This window comes from Gluconobacter sp. DsW_058, from assembly GCF_002153615.1.
Classification (GTDB): domain Bacteria; phylum Pseudomonadota; class Alphaproteobacteria; order Acetobacterales; family Acetobacteraceae; genus Gluconobacter; species Gluconobacter cerinus.
The window spans coordinates 250,082-266,739 of sequence record NZ_JOPH01000005.1 but is presented as its reverse complement, the minus strand read 5'-3'; the positions used below and the strand labels follow the sequence as shown (position 1 = coordinate 266,739).

The following is a 16,658-nucleotide window of genomic DNA, read 5'->3' as shown; positions in this document are numbered from 1 at the left end:
AAACAACGCATTTTCTGCACGTTTCTGACGAAGTTTGTTGTCTGGGGCTGGGGGGTGCGGCATGAGAAGGCACAATCAGAAACCACCCCTTTGCCGTCAGCAGGTCCGTACAGATGTCAGAACACACCCCAATTGGTCTCGGAAAAGAAGCCAGAACCGTCAAGGCATTGACCCATTCGGGCAATTTCCATGCCGACGAGACGCTGGGTTACGCCATTCTTCACTACGCTCTTTCGCCGGAAGGCAGCCTGCGTGGCCGTGTGCTCGGTGAGGACGCAGACAACCGCCTGCAGTTTGTTCGCACCCGGTCGCCGGAGCGTATTGCAGAAGCCGATATCGTTTTTGATGTCGGCGGTGTCTTTGATCCGTCCATCGGGCGCTATGACCATCACATGAAGGACAAGCCCCTGCGTGAAGACGGGACGCCGTATAGCGCTGCGGGTCTGTTGTGGAAGGACTACGGTCACGCAGCCATCCGCAATATCGTCACCACACCGGTGACCGAGGACATGGTTGCCGCCATCTGGCAGTCGCTCGACAAGTCCCTGATCATTCCTGTTGATCAGGATGACAATGGTGTAGCCAAGATGGGCAAGCTGTCTCTTGCGGATATTGTTTCTGCGTGCAGCCCGGCCTGGGATACTGCGGAGCTGTACGGAGCGCAGGAAGCCAAAAAGCGTGAAGCTTTAGGGTTTGCGAATGCGGCAACGGCCGTCGCATCCCATCTGGTCAATATGGTTGACCGTGTACGGGCCAGCCTCAAGGCCGCTAACCGCGTTGTGGAAGCTTACGAGGCTGCGGAAGACAAGCGCATCCTTGTCATGGAAACAGGAATGCCCACGGAAAAGGTCATTTTCGAGCGGGATCTTCCGGTTGTGTATGTTGTCTCTCCAGCAGGCCCGGAGCAGTGGAACGTGAAGGCCATTCCCCCTGTGCGTGGCGATTTCGGGCAGCGCGTCTCTTTGCCGGAGGCCTGGGGTGGGCTGGAAAAAACTGCGCTAGCGGCCGTTTCGGGCGTTCCGGATGCAGTTTTTGCTCATCCGGCCCGTTTCATCTGTGGTGCGGGAAGCCGGAATGGGGCCATCACCATGGCGCGCCTGGCGTTGGAAATCGATGCGGCCCTGAAATCTAAAGCTGACTGATCACCGGCATTAGAAAACCGTTGATCCGGAAAAAGCGCCCGGATCAACGTCTTGTTTGTAAATGCTGGTTCAGGCTGCAATTTCTGCAAGCAGCGCGTCTACATCTTCTGGCCGGGTGTAGTAACTCGTGACCAGACGGATCAGTGTGCCAGAGACGTCTTCCGGTGTAGGCCAGCGGTAGAATGTGTAGCCAACGGTTTCCAGATCTTTCAGAACCAGATCTGGCAGAATGACGAAAACCTCGTTGCTCTGCCGCTCATAAGGCATCTGGGCCGCCGGATGGCGACGAAGCCCATCGACAAGGCGCTGGGCCATCTGGTTCGCATGCGCGGCGTTCTGGAGCCACACATCGTTTTCCAGCAATGCGTGAAGCTGCGCACTCAGGAAACGATGCTTGGACCACAGATTGCCACTGCGTTTGATGCGACGCAGAAACTCTTTAACCAGTGGGCGTGTCCGCTCATTGAGGAAAAAGACCACGGCTTCCGCCGCCATTGCGCCAGCCTTGGTGCCTCCGAAGCTCAGAACATCCACACCTGCTTTCCACGTCACGTCTGCCGGAGAGCAGCCAAGATGGGCCACCGCATTCCCCAGGCGCGCGCCATCAAGATGCACACTTAGGCCATGGTCGTGTGCGATGCGCGTCAGTGCGGCCAGCTCCTCCAGACTATAGACAAGTCCCCATTCGTTCGCCTGTGTGAGTGACAGGGCCTGAATGACAGGGCTGAGAATGCCGCGTTCCTCATTATTCCTGAGAACGGCAGGCATTGTCGCCGGGTCCAGCTTTCCTTCTGCGGACGGGATGCAGACGAGCTTGGCGCCATGCATGTAGAATTCCGGAGCGCCACCTTCATCCGTGTTGATATGGGCGCTCTGGTCGCACAGCACGGCTCCGTAAGGTGAGACCAGCGCGGAAAGCGCGATACTGTTGGCGGCAGTTCCAGTCGCGATCGGGAAAACAGCCACTTCCGTCTCGAAGATGTCCCCAAACCGTTTGTTCAGGGATTGGGTAAGATCATCTGCTCCGTAAGATCCAACACTGCCCGCATTGGCGGCCAGCAAGGCTGCCATGACTTCAGGGCAGATGGGGGTAACATTGTCACTGGCGAAGTTCTTGCGTATTTCCTCGGACATAAAACCATCCTTTTCCTGCGCACGACGCGGGCTGTAGCCTGAATCGTAACTGAAACTGCAGCCTGTTGCCATCCGGAGAGCCCATGAGCACGTTTCCCCCTGAACTGGCCGGCAAACTCATAGATGGCAAAGGTATTGCCCGGTCTCTGACAGACCGTATCGGTCGTGAAGTTTCCAGCTTTATCGAGCAGGGCAATGCCGTGCCGGGTCTGGCGGTTGTTCTGGTCGGCAACGATCCTGCATCTGAAGTCTATGTGAAGAACAAAGCTATTCAGACGCACCGTGCAGGCATGCGCTCCTTCATGCATATGCTGCCGCAAAGCACGAAGCAGGAAGAGCTTCTGGAGCTCCTTGCACAGCTGAACGCGAACCCGCAGATTCACGGTATTCTCGTCCAGCTTCCGTTGCCGCCCCAGATTGATCCGGTTGTCGTGACGAATGCGATCGCGCCGCATAAGGATGTCGACGGGTTGGGTGAAGTAAATGCCGGGCGCCTGTCTCTGGGCATTGACGGGCTCGTCCCCTGCACGCCGCTGGGATGTCTTATGCTGCTACAGTCTGTTCATAAGGACATGACGGGCAAGCATGCTGTGGTGATCGGGGCGTCCAGTCTGGTTGGAAAGCCCATGGCGCAGCTTCTGTTGAAGCAGAACTGCACGGTCTCGGTCGCGCATATCCATACGCGGGACACACGAGCACTGGCACGTGAGGCAGACATTCTGGTTGTGGCAACTGGCAAGCATGGTCTTGTTCGCGGAGACTGGATCAAACCGGGCGCCACCGTCATTGACGTTGGTATTACGCGCGTCCCGACGCCTGAAGGGCGGACGCGGCTTGTGGGAGATGTTGCTTTTGAGGAAGCGCTTCCGATTGCAGGCCATATTACGCCTGTTCCGGGTGGCGTTGGCCCAATGACCATTGCCTGCCTCCTGCACAATACGCTTCAGGCTGCGCGCGTTACACAGGGGCAAAGCAAGGGTGAAGCCCTCTGATGCGTGTTTCTGTTGAACTTGTTCCCCGCTCGGAAGACGCGCTGTTTGATGATGTTGCGGTGGTACAGAAAGTGCTTCCGCAGGTTGATCTTCTGAACATTCCAGACCTGATCCGTTTCGACCTGCGCAGTGACGATGCTGCTGCACAGGTTAACCGTCGGTCAGGCATGGATGTGATTCCGCATATTCGGGCGATTGATATCGCTCCTGGAGCACCTCTTCCGGGCGCAGATCGTCCAGAATTGAAATCCGTGCTTGTGGTGGCAGGCGATCCACTGCCTGCGGGAAGTGATCGAGTTTCCTACCCTAATACTTCTGCGGAAATCATTGCGCGGTATCGCAAGGAAGCGCCGCATCTGGACGTTTATGCGGTATTTGACCCTTACCGCCGGGCTCCCTGGCGGGAGCTGGAAGATATCGCCCGGAAGAAAGACGCCGGGGCCTGCGGTTTCTTTACTCAACCGCTGTTTGATCTGCACATGCTCCAGCTCTCCATGGACTGGTTGCGGGACGACACGGTGTTCTGGGGCGTTTCACCCGTCTTGGGCGAACGATCCCGTCGATACTGGGAGCGCGTTAACCATGTGGTGTTCCCCAAAGACTATGACGATACCCTTGAAGGGAACGTGCATCTTGCGCGCCAGATGCTGACACTGGTGCGCGAAAAGAACGACAATGCCTATCTTATGCCTCTGAAAGTTGATCTTGCATCTTATCTAGGCGGCCTAGGTGATATTATAACGGGGTAGGAACTAACGAGCGGAGATCATAGCCCGGATGCGCGTATGCCTTTTTCTCTTACCCCTTCTGGGAGGCGCGCTGGTTCCGGCCGCTCTTTCGGCCAAAACCCTCTCTGATCCGGCTCCGGTTTTTGCTCCGCTGACACTGCCTGATGCCCCGAACGTTTATCGTTCGGGCTCTGGTCTGCCCGGACCACAATACTGGCAGAACCGAACGGATTACGTCATTCGATCCCGCATCGACACGCAGGCGCATGTCCTGCATGGGGCCGAAACCGTCACATACAGCAACAACAGCCCGGAAACGCTAGACGTTCTGTGGGTTCAGCTTGAGCAGAACCTCTATCGCACAGACTCACGGGCCTCGTTCTGGGGTAAATTCCCATCGGGTGGTCATCATACTTCCGGCATGGAAATTGAGCGTGTTTCCATTGTGCAGGGCGGCCATGAAGTTGATGTCACGCCGCTGATTACTGACACTCGGATGCAGCTTCGACTACCCCGAGCTCTGGATGCTCATGGCGTCGCAGTCATCAAAATTGAGTGGCACTATACAATCCCGGGAGAGTGGGGAGGTCGTACAGCTGTCACCCCGTCTCGCGAGGGTGAAATTTACGAGATTGCTCAATGGTACCCGCGCCTGAGCGTGTATGATGATCGCGCGGGATGGAACACTCTGCCCTATCTCGGGCAGGAGTTTTATCTGGAATATGGCAATTTCGATTACACCGTCACTGTTCCGTGGAACTTTACGGTCGTTGGGTCCGGGGCACTCCTGAATCCGGAGCAGACCCTGACGACAACCGAGCGCGCGCGACTGGCTCAGGCAGCGCAGAGTGACAATCGCGTCATGATCCGGACCATTGATGACGTGACAGATCCCAAAAGCCATCTCAGGCAGTCTGGGGAAGTGTCCTGGCATTACGTTATGCGCAATAGCCGCGACGTGGCCTTTACGGCATCGCCGGCGTTCCTCTGGGATGCTGCTCGTATTAACCTACCGCCGGTTGCGCCCTGGGCCAATTATCGCCCGGCTCCGCGGCTGGCGATGTCCGTCTATCCCCGCGAAGGCATTGGCCCGCATGGATGGGACCGATCAACGGAATACGTCAAACACGCCATCGAGTATTTTTCGTCTCAGTGGTACGAATATCCATGGCCAAATGCCGTCAATCTGGGCGGGCACGGGGCCGGAATGGAATATCCGGGTATCGTGTTTGACGGCATGAGTGACCGGGACCCGGAGCTCTTCTGGATTACGACGCATGAGTTGGGTCATGACTGGTTCCCGATGATTGTGGGTTCTGATGAGCGGCGTAATCCGTTCATGGATGAAGGGTTCAACACCTTTATCGATGCGTATGCGTCAGATCATTTCCACAACGGGGAATTCGCGCCAAAGCGGGACCCGGAATTTGCTCCAAAAACGGGCAATCCTGCGCAGGATATCGTTCCTGTCCTGACGGATTCAAAAGCACCTAATCTGATGGCAGGGGCAGACGAGGTCTCCGAAACTTACCGCCATAGCGTTGTCTATTTCAAAGGAGCTTACGGGCTGAAGCTTCTGCGAGAGCAGATTCTCGGGCCTGTGCGTTTTGACGCTGCCTTCCGTCGCTATATTGCCGTCTGGGCTTTTCATCACCCATCGCCCTCGGATTTTTTCCGCTTGATGAGCAGCGAAGCCGGTGAGGATCTCTCATGGTTCTGGCGCGGATGGTATTTCTCTAACGCCGCGCCTGATTATGCTGTTGGAACTGTGGAGCAGAAAGGAACGGACCCTGTGTCTGTACAGGTTCTGAACTACGGCACCTTGCCTCTTCCTGTTGTTCTGCGCGTCGAATATCAGGACGGAACAACGCTGGACCGCCGTATCCCGACGGAAGCCTGGCGGCAGACCAGCGATTTGAAGGTCACGTTTGAAGCCCATGGTTCGGTGAAGGCCGTAACGCTTGATCCGGACCATGTCATTCCGGACATTGACCGCAGCGATAACCGTAAATGATGCTTCACCGTTCCTGACATGCAATGTGTGTCAGGAATGGAAAAAACCTCCCATGTCCTGCCAAAGGCATGGGAGGAGTAGTTTTCACCCGACCATTTGAATAGCTGCGCGAGTTTCGTTGGATGCCGCAGGTCCCGCATATGGTGAAGGGGCAGCAGACGCTGACAGACCTTCAATCATGTCCATGTTGATATCAATGAGAGCCTGAAGGGATGTATCCGAGTTTAGCGCAACATTGGCGTAACGCATGGACCAGGTTCCGACGGTCGTCAGGTCTTTGCGCAGAATGGCATCCAAAGGGCAGTCCGCCCGCTGAACCCCCTGCATCAGAATGCCCCAGAGTTTGAGGTTGGCAGACAATGCGGCCTGTCGATCTGAGCGTGTTTTTGCGGCCGAAAGCAGCCCATTAACGTGTCTGAACGCCATGGCTTCCACTTCTCGCGGTGGAAGATAGGTGCCGGACTGGTTCTGGTATTGTGACATGCCATAGGTCACGGATATGATGCTCCTTTACAAAAGGACTGTTTCAAAAGGCTCCCGGGAAACGGGAAACTTTTGGAACAGTTCAGGAAGGGGCGCTGGCTTTCACCTGCGCCCCGCCGACATCAACCGCGGAAGAGCGACATGATGTTGGAAGACTGCGAATTCGCAATCGAGAGCGACTGAATGGCCAGCTGCTGCTTCGTTTGCAGGGACGTAAGCTTGGCGCTTTCCGCTGCAAGATCAGCATCCGTCAGAGCGCCTACGCCCGTCGTCAGAGCATCCGATAGCGTGCTGTTGGACGTCTGAAGCTGTGTAACGGTATTGGAAGCCACACCAATGCTGGAAGAAATGCGGCTCATCTTGTTGATGGCGCCCGTGACAACAAGCTGTACGACATTCGTGCCAGTGGTGGAGGCAATCGAGACAGGTTTCTGAATGCTGGCACCCACAATGCCATCACCTAGTGTCAACGTTGTGCCCTGAGCCACGCCCGTCAGCTTGCCGCTTGAGTTTGTTAGGCCCGTGGCCGTTGCCAGTGAGGCTGTGTAGCTGGCTTCTGTTCCATCTGTTGATGTGACAGCATCGAATTTGGTTGTCTGGTTCGTCGTTGTGTTTGTAACGGTGTAAGAACCAGCGGACCCACTGACAGTATAACCCGCCGTTGCAGTGGGAGCAGCCGTCAGGGTGCCATCGGCAGCGATGCTGATCTTGTGATCGCTATCCGTTGCGCCAAGAATTGCGTTGATGCTGTCGGTCATTGCCGAAGCTGCATTGCTAGACAGCGGGCTGCCAGCACTTGCCACATAATTGGTGACGTTCCCGGTGCTGTCGGTGGCGGTGAGCGCTGTATGACCGTCAACATATGCTGCAGAAGACGGAACTGACAGGGTCGTCGTTGCTGCGCTGCCGTTGGAGAGGTTGACGCTGGAAGAATCCAGGTTGCCGCCAGCGACTGTCAGCGTACCGTCGTTTTCCAGCTCTGCGCCAAATCCGGCATTTCCAATGGCTGTGACAAGCGTGGAAAGTTGATCGGCCTTCGTGTTCGTCGCGGAATCCGTGCGTGCACCGCTGATATTGACGTCCACGATATTGGTCATGGCTTTTGCATTGCCATTCGCATCAAGGTCCGCAGCCTTCGTGACGCTGTAGGCCATATTGCCACTGGCGTCAGCTTTGGCAGAAATGGAGTCCCCGTTTTTGAGCGTATAGACTGTTGTGCCGTCGGACTGACTCTTCGACGTAGCGCCATCAATGCTCAGAGCGCCGTTTGACCCGACGGTAACAGTCGCTGCCGTCGTCAGTGCATTGGAAATTGCCGATCCAACTGCTGAGGATGCCCCCTTTGCTGAGGAACCGGGCTGAGAATCCATTACAAAAGACGTCGTAATGGCCGGGTTGGCAGCAGTTGCACTGGAGGCACTTGCTGCAGACAGGTTCTTCAGTGTCAGGCTCGTCGCAGTGGTGCTGTCGCCGGTGCCCGTGATGCTCATGGCCGTGGCATCAATGGTTGCGCCCTTCATGTCCGTGCTCAGCCCCTGCAAGCCCAGACCTGTCGAGGTGGCATCAGCGCCATTCAGCGTGAAGAGGTTTCCGTTGATGTCCTGAGCAGCAGAAATCTGCGTGTACTTCACGCTGCTGCTGGTTGAGCCGGACAGCAGGTTCACACCCTGGAAGGTGGAGTTCGAAGTCGCCACATCAACCTGGGACAGGTAGCTGCTCAGCTGGGTGTTCAGCGTATCCTGATTTTCACCGTTATTGGCAGCGTTCGTTACGGTCTCGGAGATGTTGCTCAGGACGGTCGAGATAGACCCGGCCTGCGAAGAGGCCGTGCTGAGAACCTGCCCTGCGAACTGAAGACCTGTCGAGACACCGGACAGGGCCGAAATCTGGGAATTCATTGTCTGGGAAATGGCGTAAATGGCCGGGCTGTCAGAGGCGGAGCTGACGCTCTTGCCCGTGGACACGGCGTTCTGCGTCTTGCTCAGCTGGTCCGTCGTCTGGTTCAGGACCTGAAGAGCCGACATGGCGGCTGTATTTGTATTGATTGACATGGACATCGAGACATTCTCCGTCGGTGCAGTTTTGCTCCTTCACGATAGGCCTCGAATGGTTAAGGGAACCTGAATCTTCATCTTTAAAAAACGGTGACAGGGTTTGACAGGAAATAGGCAAACAACCGGTAAATTTTCAGCAGTTCTTGCATTTTATAGACAGGAACGAAATAAGAACAATGCATGAAGAAATCTCTGTCTGAACGTCTTGCGATTCTGTCCGATGCGGCAAAATATGATGCGTCCTGCGCGTCCAGTGGATCGACGCGCCGGGACGCTGCCAAAACGGGCGGTCTGGGCTCCACGACCGGGAACGGGATCTGTCACGCCTATACGCCGGATGGCCGTTGTATTTCGCTTCTCAAGATCCTGCTGACCAATTTCTGCGTTTATGACTGCGCCTATTGCATAAACCGCTCGTCCTCGAATGTTGAGCGGGCGAAATTTACGCCTGATGAAGTGATCTGGCTGACGCTGGAGTTCTACCGTCGGAACTGTATTGAGGGGTTGTTCCTGTCTTCGGGGATTATCCGGTCGTCCGATCATACGATGGAGCAGCTTGTTCAGGTCGCGCGGGACCTGCGGCTCAAGCATGGTTTCCGCGGATATATCCATCTCAAGACGATCCCGGACGCGTCTCCCAAATTGCTGGAAGAAGCTGGGCTTTATGCGGATCGCTTATCGATCAACGTCGAGATGCCAACAGAAACGGGCCTGAAGGATTACGCGCCGGAGAAGGATGCCGGAAATATCCGCCGCGCGATGGGGGATATGCGTCTCAAGATTGATGCAGCCAAAGAAAAGACACATACAGGCAGGCGTGCAGGGCGCTTTTCGCCGGGCGGTCAGAGCACACAAATGATCATCGGGGCAGACGCTGCAACGGATCAGGATGTTCTGGCCAGTAGCTCAGGCCTTTACGGGTCTTATGGTCTGCGCCGCGTTTACTATTCAGCCTTCAGCCCCATTCCGGATGCTTCAGCGATCCTGCCTGTGCGTAGCCCCCCGTTACAGCGGGAGCACCGGCTGTATCAGGCGGACTGGCTGTTCCGGTTCTATGGCTTTGATTTTGGCGAACTGACAGCATCACGGCCCAATGGAATGCTGGATCTAGAAATTGATCCCAAGCTGGCCTGGGCTCTGGATAACCGCGCGCAGTTTCCTGTAGACCTGAATCTGGCCTCCAAAGAAATGCTGCTACGGGTTCCCGGACTTGGGGTTCGGACCGTTGCTGCGCTGCTGTCTGCGCGAAAGCACACGACAATCCGTCTGGAAGATCTGGCGCGGCTGAACGTGTCCATCAAAAAGGTGCGTCCGTTCGTCAAGGCATCCGGATGGAGCCCCGCGCGTCTGACGGATCGTCAGGATTTGCGCACTCTTTTTCTGCCGGCTCCACAGCAGATGCGGCTTCTGTAAATGCCGGTGACAGTCAGGCTCGCGGATACCAGCGCGTTTGAAGGCTGGCGCGAAAAGGCCAGAATGGCGCTTCAGCGTGACATTCCTCCAGACCAGATCCTCTGGCGCTATCCTGAGGCCGATCTGGATCTTTTTCACGCCGCTGAAAATCAGACGTTTGAGGGCGAAGTCGTGCGGGATGTTCGCCTCAAAGCGTCGAGCCTGCCCCTTTTGAAAGATGTTCTCTGCCACTCCAGTGCTGAGCGGTTCGCATTAGCTTATCGGCTGCTCTGGCGTCTTCAGAGTGATCCGAACCTGTTGTCGGTGGTGACAGATCAGGATGTGGCGCAGGCGCGTCGCATGGTGCATCAGGTTCGCCGGGCGGCTCATAAAATGACGGCTTTTGTGCGCTTCCGGGAGCAGGGAACGTCGGAGACGGGTCGGCGGCGTTTTCTTTCCTGGTTTGAGCCGGACCATCATGTGCTGGAAAAAGTCTCTTCTTTTTTCGCGGGCCGTTTCGCGGATATGGACTGGATGATCCTGACACCGCGCGGCTCTCTGCGATGGGATGGCAAGACGGTACATTGCTCTTTCGAGCCCTGTGAAAAGCAGGTGCTTGATGATGACGTGGATCAGCTCTGGCAGACCTATTACGCCTCGACTTTCAATCCTGCCCGTGTCCGGACGAAAGCGATGCGCAATGAAATGCCGCGGCGCTACTGGCATAACCTGCCAGAAGCGAACCTGATTCCCCATCTGGTGGCTCAGGCGGAAAAACGCGTGGCTGAAATGGCGGCACAGGAGGCTCTTCCCGCGCCTAAATTTCATCAGGCTCTGCAGAATCGCCAGAAAGCCGTTCCGGCTGCGGTGCCAACAGCAGGCAGTTGGGCAGATCTGAAACAGCAAATTCGCACCTGTCAGGCCTGCTCGCTTCACTGTCATGCTACGCAGGCGGTCCTTGGGGAGGGGCCTGAGACGGCAAAAATCATGCTGGTCGGTGAGCAGCCGGGCGATCAGGAAGATCTGGCTGGGCGTCCTTTTGTCGGTCCCGCAGGCTCTCTTTTAAAAGAGTTTATGGCGGAGGCGGGCGTTGAACCCCAGGCCCTCTACATGACGAATGCTGTAAAGCATTTCCGGTCCACCACGCGTGGCAGACGGCGCATTCACCAGACGCCTGGCGCTGAGCATGTTCAGGCGTGTCAGCCCTGGCTGCGGCAGGAAATAGCCTTGGTTCGGCCGCAACTTGTCGTGACGCTTGGGGCGACAGCATTGCGCGCAGTTGCGGGGCCTACGGCTCAATTGAAAGACTTTCGGGGGCTTATGCGTGAGGACGCGCAAGGCGGACACCGTCATCTGAGCCTCGCTCATCCCTCATGGATTCTGCGTCTGGGACCAACCGAGCAGGAACGTCAGCGCCTGATTGAGGGTCTTAGAAAGATGCAGACCGCCCTTTAAGGGCAACATTCTGCTCAGGCGTTGCGCGGAGACCCTTTCAGGATAAGAAAATTTCGTCTCACGGATGAGCGCACGCAAGGAAAAATCTTCCCGGCCTGAAAGGAAACGCATCAGTTTTTTCCGGCTTGAAGACGGCCATACAATATGTCATGGATGACCGAACCGATCGGTCAATCGGCCTTTTCACGAGGCCATTTCATTCAGCCGGTCACTTCGGACAGACCCGTTTAAAGCGAGAGAGACGATATGGCGCAGGGCGACCAAGCGCAGGCCGAACAGCAGTCCGGAGCGTCCGGAAAACCGCAGAAAAAGCGCAATCCCCTTGTACGGGTGCTTTTGATCTGTCTGGTTGTTCTGGTGCTGGTAGGGATTGGTTCATACCTCTTCCTGACCCGCAATAACATCGAGACGGACGACGCTTATACGGCCGGTCGCAAGATCGCCATTGCGCCGCACGTGAACGGGTATGTGACGCAGCTGCTGGTGAACGATAACCAGTATGTGCATCGCGGTGATCTTCTGCTGACCATTGATGACCGCGACTACGCGGCATCCCTGCACAAGGCACAGGCGTCAATCCAGCAGGCACAGGCCAACATGCAGGCCTATCAGTTGATGGTTGAAGTGGCGCACAAGAATTTCCCGGGTCAGCTCGTAACGGCTCAGGGCAGTCTTTCTGCCGCTCAGGCCCAGCTGACGAAGGCTGAAGCAGATTACAAGCGCCAGCGCAGTGTTTCACGTGCCGCAACGTCCCAGCAGGACATTGACTACGCTCGTGCAGCTCTTGAAGAAGCGAGAGCCCGTGTCATGCAGGCGCAGGGTCAGTTGACGCAGGCTGAGCCCGTGAAGGCCAATGTCGCGAACGCGGATGCCCGCGTCTCGCAGGAAGAAGCCAATCTGAAGTCTGCCCAGGCATCCCTGGAACAGGCTGAGCTCAACATGGAATGGACGCAGGTTCGTGCCCCTCATGATGGTTGGGTGTCCCAGCGTAGTGTCGAGCGTGGCAACTTTGTCCAGACCGGCCAGCAGATGTTCACGATCGTCCAGCCAGAAGTCTGGGTTGTGGCCAACTACAAGGAAACACAGCTGACCCACATGCGTCCGGGTCAGAAAGTGGACATCGAAGTTGACGCGTACCCACAGCTTAAGCTGCAGGGCCACGTGGATTCCATTCAGCTTGGCTCGGGTGAATCCTTCAGCACCTTCCCGCCAGAAAATGCGACAGGCAACTTCGTGAAAACGGTGCAGCGTATTCCGGTGAAGATCCTGATCGACAGTGGTCTTGATCCGCAGTTGCCGCTCGCTCTTGGTCTTTCCGTCGTTCCTACGGTCTATGTGAAATGAGCGATACTGCCGGGCATCAGGACTGGAAACCCAGTCATAATCCGTGGGTTGTGGCCATTACGGTCACGCTGGCGGCCTTCATGGAGGTGCTGGACACCACCATCGTCAACGTGGCGCTACCGCATATCGCGGGATCGCTCGGCAGTTCCTATGACGATGCCACCTGGGCGCTGACGTCCTATCTGGTGGCAAACGGTATCGTTCTGACGATTTCCGGCTGGCTTTCACGCTTGTTCGGACGCAAGCGCTACTTCCTCATCTGTATTGCGATGTTCACCGTATCGTCCTTCCTATGCGGTCTGGCGACATCGCTGCCCATGCTGGTGGTCTTCCGACTGATGCAGGGCTTCTTCGGTGGTGGCCTGCAACCCAGTCAGCAGTCCATCATCCTTGATACCTTCCCGCCCGAAAAACGTGGTGCAGCCTTTGGCATGACCGCGATTGCGACCATCGTCGGACCGGTTCTCGGTCCGATGCTGGGTGGCTATCTGACGGACAACTTCTCCTGGCGCTGGATTTTCTTCGTCAACGTTCCCTTCGGGATCCTGACAGTCATGGCCGTAACGGCTTTCGTTGAGGATCCGCCATGGGAGCGGAAGAAGCGTGAGAAGGTGGATGTGATCGGCATCAGTCTCATTACGCTGGGGCTGGGCTGTCTTGAGGTCATGGTCGACCGTGGTGAAGATGATGACTGGTTCGGCTCGAACTTCATCATCACCATGGCTGTTCTGGGCGTGATCGGTGTGCTCGGTGCCATCGTCTGGCTCTGCTATGCCAAGGACCCGCTGGTGAAGTTGACGGTTTTGAAAGACCGCAACTTCGCAACCGGCATGTTCCTGATCTCCATGGTGGGGGCGACCCTCTACGCGTCTGCCATTATCGTTCCGCAATTTGCGCAGCAGGTGCTTGGTTATACGGCAACCACGTCTGGTCTGCTGCTTGCACCAGGTGGGGTCGCGGTAATTTGCCTGATACCGATTGTTGGTCGCCTCATGAAGGTCATTCAACTGAGGTATCTGATTGCCTTCGGGTTTTTCTGTATGGGCATGGCCATGTTCCAGGCTGCCCATCTGTACGCGGCAATCGATTTCAAACACCTGATGTTTTATCGAATCAGTCAGACCGCGTCTCTGGCTTTCCTCTTTGTGCCGATTTCAACGATCGCGTATTCGACGCTGCCACGTGAGTTGAACTCGGACGCATCAGCCCTGTTCAGTATGGCGCGAAACTATGTGGGGTCGATGGCCATCTCGCTGGCAACTGCTGCAATTATTGAGACCCGTCAGCGGCACCAGGGTTATGTGGCCGATAATATGACGCCGGGGCGGCAGGAGTTCACGAACTATATCAATCATGCGCAGACCGTTGGGGAAGCGCATGGCCTGACGCCGGCGGCCGCGCATACGTTTGCGATCCATCGTCTGTTCATGGACTTCACGTCCCAGATCTCGATGCTGGCCTACAACGAGGTGTTTCGCTGGGTCGGCATCATTGCGATGTTTGTTGTCCCGCTCTGCTTCCTGCTGTCACCGAACAGCACGAAGAAGACGAAGCCGGCGGGAGGTCACTGATGATGCGGGCCGTAGATCTTCATGAAGGAATCGGCCGTAATGTTGGCCAGTCGGCTGATGGCTTCCGGGCTGTCATCGACGGGCAGCATGAGCCGGCGGCGATGCACGATACGGGCCTGGCACAGGATCATAAGCTGTTCGGCAGCGAAATCCGGGTCTTCGATCTGGAGCTCGCCCGCATCCCTGCGGCGACGCAGCCAGTCGGAGAGGTTGTTCAGGGTGCGCCCAAAACCGTAGCGCCAGAAGGCGTCAGCAAGGTTCGGGAATTTTCCCGCTTCGCCGACGATGATGCGATACAAATCCATGGACGTCGAGTGGAGCATCATTTTGATGGCAGTTTCCGTCAGGCGGCGCAGACTCGTATGAACGTCCGGCCCATCCTCTCGGGAAATGGCCTCAATAGCCGCCAGCTTGGTTTTGCTGCGTTCTTCGAAGAACGCGGAGAAGAGCGACGCCTTACCATCGAAGTGATTGTAAAGCGTGCCCTTCGAAACACCGGCTTCCCGCGCAATCTGCGACATGGACGCGCCTTCATAACCGTTTGCGAGAAAGACCTTTTCCGCTCCCTGCAGAATCTGCTCGCGCTTGGCGCGCATCTGGCACAGAGATGCGCTGGCCTCGTCAGGCATACTCTCGGGGCGGTCAGTCGGCGTGCTGGTCATGAGTGGGCAAGGTCCTTTTCCGGAAAAAATACCATCTCCAACATGCTGACCGAACTGGTCGGTCACCGCAAGATCATTTCCGTTTCAGGAGTTTCTTTGTGAGCGCAGCCTTTCTATCCCGCGCGCTGCTGTCTGGCTGCGCCCTTGTTGCTCTTTCCGGCTGCCTGCGGGTCGGACCGGAATATCATGAGCCTCATCCCTGGTCTCCAGCACACTATGCCGATCACATGGCAGGAGCCCCTGACAGTGTGACGAGCGAAGCTGAAGCTGCCAGCAAATGGTGGACAGTCTTCAATGATCCGGAGCTGGTTTCCCTGGAAGACCGCCTGGTTCAGCAGAACCTGTCCTTCCGTCTGGCAACGGCCAATCTGGCACAAAGCCGCGCGCAGCTCATGATGGCGGGGGCCGAGCGCTTTCCTGGATTGAGTGCTTCTGGCTCCTACACGCGGAGCCAGTTCAGCACGAAACAGATGCAGGAAATCATCAATCGTGTGGGCGGCAATATTGCCAAGTCCGACAACGGGCTTTTGGGAGATCAGGGCAGTAGCATTCTCAGTGGTGCAGCTAGTGGGGCCACGATCCCTCTGCTGAACCAGTGGAAGACATCGATTGATGCCAGCTACGAAATCGATCTCTGGGGCCGCGTGGCCCACCAGTACGATGCTGCCAAAGCAGACCTTCAGGCAACGGATGAAGAGCGTCGCTCGGTCCTGATTGCCCAGCAGGCCGATATGGCGCGTGGATACATGACGCTCCGCGGGGACCAGAAGCGCCTGAAGGTCCTTCAGGACAATCTCGGAACGCTGAAGCAGATCGTGGATATTTCCCAGAGCCGCTATCGCAGTGGTCTGGTCACGGAAGTGGATGTCGATTCCGCGCAGGCCCGGCAACATGACACCGAAGCGCAGGCTGCTCAGCTTCAGCAGGGTGTGGCGCAGGAAGAAAACGCACTCGCGCTGTTGCTGGGTGCGCCTCCGGGTAGTCTGAATGCCGAACTGAACAACGACGCAGGCATTCCTGTGGTGCCGCCGGTCGTTCCTGTCGGGTTGCCGTCTGAATTGGCGCATCGCCGTCCCGATATCCGGGAAGCTGAAGCCAAACTGCGTGCCTCTGTCGCAGAAGTGGGTGAAGCCACGGCCGATTTCTATCCGAAGATTACCATCAATGCAGACTTCGGATTCCAGACCCTGTCATTCCGTGATCTCGGATTCTGGAATGCGCGGGCGTGGAACGTTGGCCCGTCCATTTCCTTGCCGATTTTTCAGGGAGGACGTCTGCGCGGCCAGCTTGAGCTGAAGAAATATGCCCAGAAAGCTGCGGCAATTTCCTATCAGCAGACGGTCATTCAGGCGTGGCATGATGTCGATAATGCGCTGATCGCTTACCGGGATGAGCAGCTCCGTCATCAGGGGCTTGAGCGGGCTGTGAACGACAACCGCAAGGCGCTCCAGTTGGCCCAGAGCCAGTATCGCAGCGGTCTGACGAACTACCTGAATGTGTTGAACGCGCAGGGTCAGCTACAATCCGCTGAAATGAGTCTTGCTGACAGTGATGCGACTGTCGCGACCAATTTGGCGCGTCTCTACAATGCGCTTGGCGGAGGCTGGGAAGAGGTTGTCCCCGCAGCGCAGGACGTGACCAAGACGAAGCTTGCCTCGGCAACGCCGGGGCCCTGAGACCCGGCGCT

At 56.7% G+C, this 16,658-nt stretch carries 13 protein-coding genes; 9 read left to right on the top strand and 4 right to left on the bottom strand.

Annotation, left to right across the window (positions count from 1 at the left end):
• Positions 1-113 precede the first annotated feature (113 nt).
• Positions 114-1,142, top strand: a complete 1,029-nt coding sequence (locus tag HK24_RS04610; protein WP_086633492.1) for an MYG1 family protein — start codon at positions 114-116, stop codon at positions 1,140-1,142.
• 69 nt (positions 1,143-1,211) lie between these two features.
• On the opposite strand, the gene HK24_RS04605 is transcribed toward HK24_RS04610, so the two are convergent.
• Positions 1,212-2,276: a low specificity L-threonine aldolase gene (locus HK24_RS04605; protein WP_143412291.1), complete on the bottom strand. Its 1,065-nt coding sequence runs from the start codon at positions 2,274-2,276 to the stop codon at positions 1,212-1,214.
• A gap of 83 nt (positions 2,277-2,359) precedes the next feature.
• Here HK24_RS04605 and folD point away from each other — a divergent pair, with 83 nt between their 5' ends.
• Genes folD through HK24_RS04590 form a run of 3 tightly spaced genes read left to right on the top strand, consistent with a single transcriptional unit; the run spans position 2,360 to position 6,010 of the window.
• Entirely contained in the window at positions 2,360-3,268 is a 909-nt protein-coding gene (folD, locus tag HK24_RS04600; protein WP_086633491.1) for a bifunctional methylenetetrahydrofolate dehydrogenase/methenyltetrahydrofolate cyclohydrolase FolD, read from the top strand.
• Positions 3,268-4,017: a 5,10-methylenetetrahydrofolate reductase gene (locus HK24_RS04595; RefSeq protein WP_086633490.1), complete on the top strand. Its 750-nt coding sequence runs from the start codon at positions 3,268-3,270 to the stop codon at positions 4,015-4,017. The genes folD and HK24_RS04595 overlap by 1 nt, the downstream gene beginning before the upstream one ends.
• Positions 4,018-4,045: 28 nt before the next feature.
• Positions 4,046-6,010 (top strand): M1 family metallopeptidase, encoded by a 1,965-nt coding sequence (locus tag HK24_RS04590; protein WP_086633489.1) that lies wholly within the window; start codon positions 4,046-4,048, stop codon positions 6,008-6,010.
• An 84-nt stretch (positions 6,011-6,094) separates the two neighbouring features.
• Here the strand turns inward: HK24_RS04590 and HK24_RS04585 are convergent, their stop codons facing one another.
• Together HK24_RS04585 and HK24_RS04580 are read right to left on the bottom strand one after the other, a co-directional pair.
• Complete coding sequence (locus HK24_RS04585) at positions 6,095-6,505, bottom strand: flagellar biosynthesis regulator FlaF (protein WP_086633488.1); 411 nt, start codon at positions 6,503-6,505, stop codon at positions 6,095-6,097.
• A 110-nt stretch (positions 6,506-6,615) separates the two neighbouring features.
• Positions 6,616-8,544, bottom strand: a complete 1,929-nt coding sequence (locus HK24_RS04580; protein ID WP_233126107.1) for a flagellin — start codon at positions 8,542-8,544, stop codon at positions 6,616-6,618.
• A gap of 183 nt (positions 8,545-8,727) precedes the next feature.
• Between HK24_RS04580 and HK24_RS04575 the strand changes: the two genes are divergently transcribed.
• The 4 genes from HK24_RS04575 to HK24_RS04560 all read left to right on the top strand — a co-directional run bounded on the left by HK24_RS04575 (position 8,728) and on the right by HK24_RS04560 (position 14,309).
• Entirely contained in the window at positions 8,728-9,960 is a 1,233-nt protein-coding gene (locus HK24_RS04575; protein ID WP_086633486.1) for a putative DNA modification/repair radical SAM protein, read from the top strand.
• Entirely contained in the window at positions 9,961-11,394 is a 1,434-nt protein-coding gene (locus tag HK24_RS04570) for a UdgX family uracil-DNA binding protein (protein WP_086633485.1), read from the top strand.
• Between the two features lie 246 nt (positions 11,395-11,640).
• Positions 11,641-12,738 carry an HlyD family secretion protein gene (locus HK24_RS04565; RefSeq protein ID WP_046900655.1) on the top strand — a complete coding sequence of 366 codons (1,098 nt, stop codon included), beginning with the start codon at positions 11,641-11,643 and terminating at the stop codon, positions 12,736-12,738.
• The gene (locus HK24_RS04560; protein WP_086633484.1) at positions 12,735-14,309 is read left to right on the top strand and encodes a DHA2 family efflux MFS transporter permease subunit; all 1,575 of its coding nucleotides are present in this window, start codon (positions 12,735-12,737) and stop codon (positions 14,307-14,309) included. Before HK24_RS04565 ends, HK24_RS04560 begins: the two co-directional genes overlap by 4 nt.
• Here the strand turns inward: HK24_RS04560 and HK24_RS04555 are convergent.
• The gene (locus tag HK24_RS04555; protein WP_086633483.1) at positions 14,303-14,971 is read right to left on the bottom strand and encodes a TetR/AcrR family transcriptional regulator; all 669 of its coding nucleotides are present in this window, start codon (positions 14,969-14,971) and stop codon (positions 14,303-14,305) included. The genes HK24_RS04560 and HK24_RS04555 overlap by 7 nt on opposite strands.
• A 98-nt stretch (positions 14,972-15,069) precedes the next feature.
• Between HK24_RS04555 and HK24_RS04550 the strand changes: the two genes are divergently transcribed.
• Positions 15,070-16,647 (top strand): efflux transporter outer membrane subunit, encoded by a 1,578-nt coding sequence (locus HK24_RS04550; protein ID WP_086633482.1) that lies wholly within the window; start codon positions 15,070-15,072, stop codon positions 16,645-16,647.
• Positions 16,648-16,658: the final 11 nt, after the last annotated feature.